We start from the raw sequence: 2,863 nt of genomic DNA, 5'->3' as shown, positions 1-2,863 counted from the left end.
TTTTTCTGTGCATGGCCATTCTCATGTTTGCCACCAAGAAACCAATGCACGGCGTGGCTTTCCTCGTCAATGCCATCGTCGGTGTCGTGCTGATCTGGAAGTGGGACTGGATCAGCAGCATGATGACATCCGAATCGCAACCCACGAGGATGCGATATGTGTTTCAACAAGGAAGAAACCCTTATTTAACAATCAGTGACCCTGACGATGAGTAGGCCCAACAATGACAAAAAAAAATGCTTGTGCAAAAGAGTTTAATGAATAAAAATATCGAGTCGAATGGCTGAACTTTATGCATCGCTGCTGGTGGTGAGCGGCATGTTTTTGCTTGTCGCGTTGATTCTGTGGCTTACACATAATTCTACCGAGTCGCTCATCATGTTGGTCTGTGGACTTTTTTTCCTAGCGGGCGCAGCAGCCAGCTTCTGGCTAACAAAGCCAAAGAAGAAAGCACAACATCAAAAGGCTCCAGATCTCACATTTCGCGACTTGCAATTCGATGATAATTCAGACGAACTCATGAGAGCCGTCTGGCTGGCAGCGCAGCAAAAAATGCAAGAAGCAACACAACGAGCCAAAGAAAAAAGCGAAAGAGAATTCCAACAAATTGTGCAGAGAGACAATCAATAAATAATTTTTTTTTATTATACCAAAGTCAAAAAATTTAAAGACAAGTTTCCAAACCAAACCGACCAAAAAAAAAATGGACTGGATCAAAAAGTCTCTGCGCTTGGACCAAGAACACCCGCCTTACAAATTGATTGCCGGCGTTTTGTGCGGCCTGCTAATCACGCTGGGAATTGTGTTGATTGCCATTGGCGCAACCGGTTCAGGCGTGGGTATCATTCTGTTGGCTCTGCTGTGTCTGAGCGTGGTCCTCTTCAAGAAACAGCTGCGGCGGATCTTCAATCCCAGCACAAGTGACAAATTGAGAGATTTGATTGCATGAAAAAAAAAAATAATGTGTGAGAAGTTGTTCCAATAAAAAAAAGTCCTTTGCAGAAAATGCTGGGTTTCACATTCAAACTCGCCGGCGGGTGGAAAGGATGGGCCGTCTTCCTTGGTCTAGCAGCCCTCTGTATCGCCCTGCTTGTTCTTGCATACGTTTATCTGTCCAAGAACGACAAGCTTATCGGTATTGGCATGCTTATTGCTGGCGTGGCCACCGCAGCCGTGTTGGCATATTCGCACGCCGTGCCGATTATCGCCAATGATGTCAGGCCCAACGCGGTCAAGTATGACGATTTGGTCAATGTAGAAGAGGAACAAGGGGGAGAGGAAGAGGAACAAGAACAAGAAGAACTGAGCATGATTGATGAAAGCGATGCGCAACCATTTATCAACAACCAAACTGATCAGGCAACAAATCAGGACGAAGAAGAAACACATGTAGTGTTGAACAAGCGTGATTTTTCAGGCGTCGTTCGCGACATTGCTCAAGCCGAAAGCGAGGCCTTGAGAAAACTCGAGTAGACAGACACTTTTTAAGCAAGCAGGCGAGGTCTAATTATGTCAACATATTGTATTGACCGAGCGTCCCACCACTTGACGTCTGCGACCGACGCCTGGCGCAGCGACGCATCCATGACGCCATAAAACATTCTTTTGGTTTCAAATGGCTTAAGGCCGAATCTGCTGTTTTCAGACGGTTTTGTGCACAGACCAAACCTTACGGGCTGCATCAGGTACCACACCAGTTCTAAAACGTACTCTTGGGTCACAGCAGCGTCTTTTCGAAACACGACCCACTTGTTATCGTTATCCGTGTCTTGCAGAAACTCCTTAATTGAAGTAAACGTTTTGAACAGTTGATTATTGCAAATGAGCGGCGAGTCTGTGAGATCAATGACACAGAAGCTCGGCCGGCAAACTTGGCGACACGTGAAGTTGTTGTGTCCGAAAGAGAAATCGCGGTCCAGCGGCCCGCACGTTCCCTCATCATAGCAGCGGTGCGCCAGCTCATACATGTCTGCTACACTGCAAACACGGTCTGTGATATATCTGCACATGGTCGGATCGGTGGTGAGTCGACGGTTGGACACGGCCAACCACTGGCCAAAGGTTTCGTCTGGAATCGGCAACTCCTTGAGGTCGTGCTCATAAGCCAGACCAAACCATTCTTTTGGAAAGATGACGACTTTTTTATCGCGCGGAGCAGATGACATCCATGCCGCCCACCAGCCAAACGAGCTGTTGGCAATAACAAAGGCCGACGCAGTCGACATCCACAACATTTCATGCCACGGGGCGTGCTTTTTGTTTTTGGAGCTGTTGATCAATGTGTAAGCAAAGGTTATTTGTACGTGCGGAACGGCATGTTGCAAAACAGGCACCAGAGTCGTTTGCACGTCCTCACGCGATTGTTCCTCGCAAAAGAGCACGGCTTCGGTCAGGCCGGTTTTCTCCGCCATGATTGTAAGTGCGTCTACATAGTATCGGTCCGACGCCACCGGCAAATAGCTGTACAAGTGCTGATGTGAAGCGTAATCTCCTCGCCGGACGTGCAACACGATTTTTCCGTTCAAAGACGGCAGGCCGAAATCTTGCAGCGCGCACGCCCGACGACCCGGCACGCAAAAAATGTCGTTCAAAATCCAGCTGTTTTCCCTGGCAAAGTAGTTGTAATTCTGTCGATATCCCGTGGCAAACACATTTGTTTTGTTCATTGTGACAATAGGTTCGTGAGCAAAACTACCTCTTTTTTCAGCTTGGACGGCAAACGATGGCGGCAGGCGTTTTACGGCAACAAAAAATACCGTATTCAGTTTGATTCGAGCCATGCCTGCCTGCACGCAGCGAAGAGAAAAGTCCGCGTCGGCATTGTCTTTGGCATTGTAAATGTGCAAGTCTCGTTGGGCTTCTT

General features: G+C 47.8%; 5 protein-coding genes. 4 read left to right on the top strand and 1 reads right to left on the bottom strand.

Features of this window, described 5'->3' with window-relative positions:
- From Q0072_RS12360 to Q0072_RS12345, 4 genes are all read left to right on the top strand, one after another.
- On the top strand, positions 1 to 215 hold a 215-nt coding region (locus Q0072_RS12360; protein ID WP_298330528.1), incomplete at its 5' end, for a hypothetical protein.
- Positions 216 to 279: 64 nt separating this feature from the next.
- Entirely contained in the window at positions 280 to 630 is a 351-nt protein-coding gene (locus tag Q0072_RS12355; protein WP_298330526.1) for a hypothetical protein, read from the top strand.
- A 73-nt stretch (positions 631 to 703) separates the two neighbouring features.
- Entirely contained in the window at positions 704 to 949 is a 246-nt protein-coding gene (locus Q0072_RS12350) for a hypothetical protein (protein WP_298330523.1), read from the top strand.
- Positions 950 to 996: 47 nt separating this feature from the next.
- A complete protein-coding gene (locus tag Q0072_RS12345; RefSeq protein WP_298330520.1) occupies positions 997 to 1,473 on the top strand; it encodes a hypothetical protein in 477 nt (158 codons plus the stop codon).
- Positions 1,474 to 1,484: 11 nt separating this feature from the next.
- On the opposite strand, the gene Q0072_RS12340 is transcribed toward Q0072_RS12345, so the two are convergent.
- Positions 1,485 to 2,863, bottom strand: a 1,379-nt coding sequence (locus Q0072_RS12340) for an alpha-1,2-fucosyltransferase (RefSeq protein WP_298330517.1), incomplete at its 5' end; no start/stop codon positions are given.

The organism is Asticcacaulis sp. (assembly GCF_027484505.1).
Taxonomy (GTDB): domain Bacteria; phylum Pseudomonadota; class Alphaproteobacteria; order Caulobacterales; family Caulobacteraceae; genus Asticcacaulis.
Note: the sequence above shows the minus strand (reverse complement) of the source record. Positions and strands in the feature narration are given on the sequence as shown.